At 68.4% G+C, this 6038-nt stretch carries 5 protein-coding genes and 1 pseudogene; 5 read left to right on the top strand and 1 reads right to left on the bottom strand.

The window, feature by feature from the left end; genetic code table 11:
- Positions 1-643, bottom strand: a pseudogene (locus ACT4N3_RS05435) (hypothetical protein); the annotation flags it as partial.
- A gap of 206 nt (positions 644-849) precedes the next feature.
- Between ACT4N3_RS05435 and ACT4N3_RS05430 the strand changes: the two are divergent.
- From ACT4N3_RS05430 to ACT4N3_RS05410, 5 genes are all read left to right on the top strand, one after another.
- The gene (locus ACT4N3_RS05430) at positions 850-1950 is read left to right on the top strand and encodes a hypothetical protein (protein ID WP_444854192.1); all 1101 of its coding nucleotides are present in this window, start codon (positions 850-852) and stop codon (positions 1948-1950) included.
- Positions 1951-2067: 117 nt separating this feature from the next.
- Positions 2068-3084 (top strand): YVTN family beta-propeller repeat protein, encoded by a 1017-nt coding sequence (locus ACT4N3_RS05425; RefSeq protein ID WP_444854191.1) that lies wholly within the window; start codon positions 2068-2070, stop codon positions 3082-3084.
- Between the two features lie 119 nt (positions 3085-3203).
- Positions 3204-5153 carry a TadE/TadG family type IV pilus assembly protein gene (locus ACT4N3_RS05420; protein WP_444854190.1) on the top strand — a complete coding sequence of 650 codons (1950 nt, stop codon included), beginning with the start codon at positions 3204-3206 and terminating at the stop codon, positions 5151-5153.
- Positions 5154-5161: 8 nt separating this feature from the next.
- On the top strand, positions 5162-5779 hold the full coding sequence (locus ACT4N3_RS05415) for a TadE/TadG family type IV pilus assembly protein (RefSeq protein ID WP_444854189.1): 618 nt from the start codon (positions 5162-5164) through the stop codon (positions 5777-5779).
- Positions 5758-6038, top strand: a 281-nt coding sequence (locus ACT4N3_RS05410) for a TadE/TadG family type IV pilus assembly protein (RefSeq protein WP_444854188.1), incomplete at its 3' end; no start/stop codon positions are given. The genes ACT4N3_RS05415 and ACT4N3_RS05410, both read left to right, overlap by 22 nt.

Here is a 6038-nt window from a genome sequence, read left to right as displayed (position 1 = left end):
GGGCGATGCCGATCTCGCCCCGCGCGCCCTCCAGCCGCGCGACCATCGCCGGCGGCGGCCGGTCCGCCTCGCCTTTCTCGCGCCAGATCGACCGGCGCACCTGCTCCAGATGGTTGCTGAGCATGGTCGCGGCGATGTCGAGCACGCCATAGCGGCCGGCGCGCAGCGAGCGCAGCAGATCCAGGCCGCCGTCGGCGAGGCAGAGCATGACCTCGAAATGGCAGAGCTGGCGGCAATAGAAATCCGCCTCCACGATCCGCCCCGCCAGCCGGGCGCGCCGCTCCTGGCCGATCTTCAGCCCATATTTGGCGATCAGTTGGTCGAGCAGGACGGCTTTGATCCGCGGGTCGTCCACATCCGTTGGCGCGGCGGCGGGCGAACGCGCGGCGCGTGCCGCTCCACCGCCGCGCCGCCCACCCGCTTGGTCCACCGCCGCGTCCCAGGCGGCGGCGAAGCTCTCCGCCCCGGCCGCCTTGCGCAATTGATAGGCGCCGTTCCCGGTCAGGCCCTGCGTCTGCGCCGCCTTCTCCGCGTCCAATCCCTCCGCCAGGGCAGCGATGAACCCCTGCTGTCGCTCCGCTGTCCACCCGCCTCTCCGGTTGAACTTGCGCGGGACGGGCGTGAAGGCAAGGGTATCGGTCATAGGGGCCCGATAACCCAATCGACATCATGTAGGAAAATGAAAAGTGCCGTAACGGTTCATTTCGTCCTCCAATTCGATGCGCCGCGGGTTGGGGTGACAGAAAAGGCGCGGTGACATGCGGGGGTTCGGCCGTTTTTCGAGAATGATATGCGCTTGCCGCTGGACTAAGGTTACAGCCTCGACACCGCCGGTGGGGTTCTTTGGATATGGCACGCCTCGCGATCACCCGGCTCCTCATCCTTCCGGGCCTGTTCCTCCCGCTGGCCGCCCATGGCCAGACGGTGGCGGAGATCGCGCTGACCTGCCGCAGGGTCGGCGACGTGCCGAGCCGGACGGGCACGCCGCGGTTCATCCGCGTCGATCCCGCCGCCGCGGCGCAGCTGGCCGGGATCGGGCTGGACCGCGCCGCCATCTTCTTGTCCATGGCCGAGACCGCGATCCCGGAGACGATGGGCTGCTGGGCGATGCCGGTCGGCAATTTCGACAGCCAGCTCATCTCGGTCGGCATGTCGCAATGGAATTACGGCACCGGCAGCCTGCAGCCGGTGCTCGATCGGTGGCGCCGCGGCTTCGGCTCGCGCCGGCGCTTCCGGCGGGAACTCGCCGCGCTCGCTCCGACCTACGGCCGGCTGCTCTTCTCGCGGGATTGCCGCGCGGTGCCGGTGCGCGAGCCGTGCCGGGCCGCGATCCTCGCCGCGCACGATGCCGAGGGGCAACTCCATCCGTTGTTGCGGGCCGAGCTGACCGCGATCTTCGAAAGCGATGCCATGCTGCAGGTGCAGGCGGACGCCTATGTCGAGCGCCTGCTGTTCGTGCGCGCCGAGCTGCTGCGGGTCTTCCCCGACCGTCCGATCAGCATGCGTCAGGTGCGCTGGGCGATCGACACAATCGTGCAGCAGGCGCGGCTGCCGCCGGACGAGGACATCGCGCGGCTGCGTCGGCGGCTCGCGGCGATGCCGGCCGCCGAGCGCTGGCCGCGGCTGCGCGCGATCTTCGCCTGGTACGCGGCGCTGGCGCAAACGATCGACCAGGACGGAATCGCGCGCGATTTTGCCTGGAACGTCGAGCAATGGGGCTGCATGATCGATCGGGGGCTGATCGACCCGGAGCAGTACGAGCTCTTGCACCTCACCTTCCTGAGGAGCCGCACGGCGATCGGCAACAGCGGACGGTGGCAGGCGCTGACCTTCTCCCGCCGCGGCAAGATCGTCCTCGGCGTCGGCAGCGTCAGCGGCCGGCGGGACGGCGCGTGCCCGGCCGGGACCCCCGCGCGGCCGACCGGCGCGGGCGCGGCCGGATCAGACTGAACCGGCGGCCGGGTCGAAAGCGGACCTGGCCACGCGTGCGCAGTCGAACGCGCAATCCCGATCCTTTGCGATTTCCTGCGGCCCGGCTACCATCGCGTCGGGCTCTAGGGAGGACTCATGAAGCTGCTGACCGCTCTCGCCGCCTTCGCCCTCATCGCCTGCGGACAGGGGAGCGCCACGGCGCAGCCGCAATCCCAGTCCGCGCCCACGCCGGTTCCTGGCGGGCCGGGCGTGACCGGCACCCTGCTGATCGGCAACAAAGGCGAGAACACGCTAAGCTTCGTCGATCTCGCCACCGGGCGCGAGCTCGGCCGGGCGGAGACGGGGCGGATGCCGCACGAGATCGCGATCTCGCCCGACCGGCGGCAGGCGGCGGTCGTCGCCTATGGCGCCCGCGCGATCGACATTTTCGACATCGCCACGCGCACCCGGCTGCGCATCATTGACCTGTCGCCCAATGACGGACCGCACGGCCTGGTCTGGCTCGCCGACGGCCGCATTCTCGCGACCACCGAGCGCAGCCAGTCGCTGACCATCGTCGACACCCGGAACGGCGACCGCGTCTCGGCGATCTCGACCGGACAGCAGGGCACGCACATGGTCGCGGTGACGCCGGACGCGCGCCGCGCCTTCACCGCCAACATCGCGGCCGGGACGGTGAGCGTGCTCGATCTCGCTTCGGCCACGAAGATCCGCGACATCGCGGTTGGGGGACGGCCGGAGGGGATCGCGCTGACGCCTGACGGGCGAACGCTCTGGGTCGGCGATCTCCAGACGCCACGCGTCCAGGCCTATGACACGGCGACTTACGAACGCATCGCCGAGGTGCCGGTCGGCCAGACGCCGATCCGGGTGCTGGCCAGCCCCGACGGGCGCTGGATCGTCACTTCGAACCTCGGCGGCGGCAGCCTGACCGTGATCGACGCGGCGACGCGGCGGGTGGCGCGAACGATCGTCGTCAGCGGCGATCAGGCGGCGGGGCAGGTGACGATACTGTTCTCGCCGGACGGCCGCCGGCTCTACGCCGCCGAGACCGGCCGCAACACCGTCGCCGAGGTCGACCTTGCCAGCGGCCGCGTCCTTCGCCGTCTCCCCGCGGGCGCGAACGGCGACGGCCTCGCGATCGCCGAGTGACGGGCGGGTTTTGCGGGGCCGATTGCTAACTTCTCGTTCACCACGTCGCTTGAGCCGCCCTTAGTCTAAGTCGGGCAATGGCGGGGTCGGAAAACGCCTGACGAGGCGTGGAGGACCCGATGCTCAAGTGGATCGCGCGGCTGCGCCGCACTGATTCTAAGGCCCCCGGCTTTCTCGGCCGGCTGCGCCGCGACATTCGCGGCAACACGCTCGCCATCGTCGGCGCGGCGCTCGTGCCGCTGACCGCCATGATCGGCTCGGGCGTCGACATGAGCCGGGCCTATATGGCCAAGACCCGCCTGCAGAGCGCCTGCGACGCCGCCGCGCTCGCCGCGCGCCGGGTGATGTCCAACGACACGCTGACCCAGTCGGTGATCGACGAGGGCGTCCGCTTCTTCAACTTCAACTTCAACCAGGGTGTCTACGGCACCGCGACCTTCACGCCGGCCGTCACGCGTCCGTCGGCGGGGACCATTCGCGTAACCGCGAGCACGACGATCCCGACCACGATCATGCGCATGTTCGGCTTCAACACGCTGCCGCTCGACGTGACCTGCGATGCGTCGCTGAACTTCGTCAACACCGACGTGCTGTTGGTCCTCGACGTCACCGGATCGATGGACTGGGACGTCAACGGCAACACGACCTGGGTCGACGCCAATCGCCGGATCACGGCGTTGCGCGACGCGGTGATGGCGCTGTACGACGAGCTGGCGCCGATCCAGACCCAGCTCGAGGCGAACGGCCTCAGGCTGCGCTATGGCGTCGTGCCCTATTCGAGCACGGTGAATGTCGGCCGACTGGTTTCCGGCGCCGTGCCCGTGCCCGCCGGCGGAGGACTGCCGGGCAATCCGGACTATCTCGCGAACAGCGTCGCCTATCAGACGCGGGTGGGCGACTATGACGATTATACGACGGTCACCAACAGCGACAACACGATCACCGAAACCTACGGGTCGTCGATCACCCAGACGCAGTGCAACGCCTATGGCGTCAACCAGAGCTGGCCGACGATGAATGGGCAGCCGGCGCAGACCGGCGGCCCGCCGCCCAACCCGGTCACCCAGATCACCTATTCCTATCGCGACTGGGGCGCGACCGGCGACAGGTCCGGCACGACCCGGACCTGCCGCCGCTACCGGCGCACCGTGGTGACGCAGTCCGGCTATCAGAACGATCAATGGATCTATCGTCAGGAGACGGTCGACACGAGCCAGTACAAGATGGGCACGCCCGTCGCGATCGCCACCGATGATGGCGACGATGGCGGCCTGACTGCCACCGCCGGCGAATATGACCTGCGCGAGGCGGCGGCGCTAGCGGTCGGCGACGATACGACCACCGTCACCTGGAACGGCTGCATCGAGGAGCGCGCGACGACGAGCGTGATCACCGGCAGCTCGACCAACGTGATCCCCAACAATGCCTTCGATCTCGACGTCAACCGCATTCCGAACAACGACGCCACGCGTTGGCGGCCGATGTGGCCGGCGATCGAGTGGCGCCGCAACGGCTGGTCCTATTCCAGCATGTCGGGCGCGGCCTGCCCGGCCGAGGCGCGGCGGCTCCAGGCCTGGACCCGCACCGCGCTGCTCAACTACGTCAACGCTCTCGATCCGGGCGGCAGCACCTATCACGACACCGGCATGATCTGGGGCGCGCGGATGATCTCCAACGCCGGCATCTTCGCCGACAGCCCGAACACCTTCGCCAACATGCCGGTCGCCCGTCACGTCATCTTCATGTCGGACGGCCAGATGGACACCGACCGGAACCTCTACGGCATGTACGGCATCGAGAGCCATGATCAGCGGATCAGCGGCATGACGAGCCCGTCGGAAACCGAGCTCAACGGCCGCCACATGCGGCGCTTCCAGATGATGTGCGAAGCGACGAAGGGCCTCGGCGCATCGATCTGGGTGATCGCCTTCGGCACCACGCTGAGCGCCGAAATGCAGGCCTGCGCGAGCAACGTGAACCAGGCATCGACGATCAGCAGCCGCGACGCCCTGATCGCTCGCTTCCGCGAGATCGGCAGCAATATCGGCGCGCTGAGGCTGACCCAATGAGCCGCGCCATGGCCCCGACCCGCATCGCCGGGGACGAAAGCGGCGCGACGCTCATCGAGTTCGCGATCATCCTGCCGGTGCTCTGCGTGCTGCTGCTCGGCATCTTCGATCTCGGCTACCGCTCCTATGCCTCGTCGGTCATTCAGGGCGCGCTGCACGAGGCGGCGCGGATGGCGACGGTCGGCAACGTCAACATGACCCAGATCGACGCGCGGGTGCGGCAACGGCTGAGCAATTTCGCGGGCAGCAGGGCGACGATCACGACCGCGACCGAAAGCACCTATGACTTCGCCAGTGTCCGCCGGCCGGAGAAGCTGCTGATCGATACCGCGCCGGTCGGCGCCTACAACCAGGGCGATTGCTGGGAAGAGGTCACGGGCAACAGCAGCCACGACACCAATCGCGGCCGCGGTGGCCAGGGCGGCGCGGACGACATCGTCCGCTACGAGGTCACGATGACCTATCCGCGCATCGTCCCGATCGGGCGACTGATCGGCTGGAGCGACAACGAGACGATCGTCGCGAACACCGTGCTGCGCAACCAGCCTTATGCGGGGCGCTCGCTCAATATTCAGAGACTGCAGTGGCAATATAACGCCGGCACATGGACTCTCGGGACATGCTGATGGGAGCGCGTACCTTCCTGCGCTGCAAGTCGCGGGCGCTGCGCGGCTGTACGAGCGGGCTCGCTTATGTCGAGTTCGCCCTGGCGCTGCCTGTCCTGCTGACGTTGGGCCTGTTCGGGCTGGAAACCGCGAACTTCGCGATGGCGCACCTCAGGGTCAGCAACATCGCCGTGATGACCGCCGACAATGCGGCGCGGATCCGCGACAATATCGACGAGGCCGACGTGATCGACCTCCTCACCGGCGCCAAGGAAACCGG

The organism is Sphingosinicella sp., assembly GCF_052388015.1.
GTDB lineage: Bacteria > Pseudomonadota > Alphaproteobacteria > Sphingomonadales > Sphingomonadaceae > Allosphingosinicella.
Note: the sequence above shows the minus strand (reverse complement) of the source record. Positions and strands in the feature narration are given on the sequence as shown.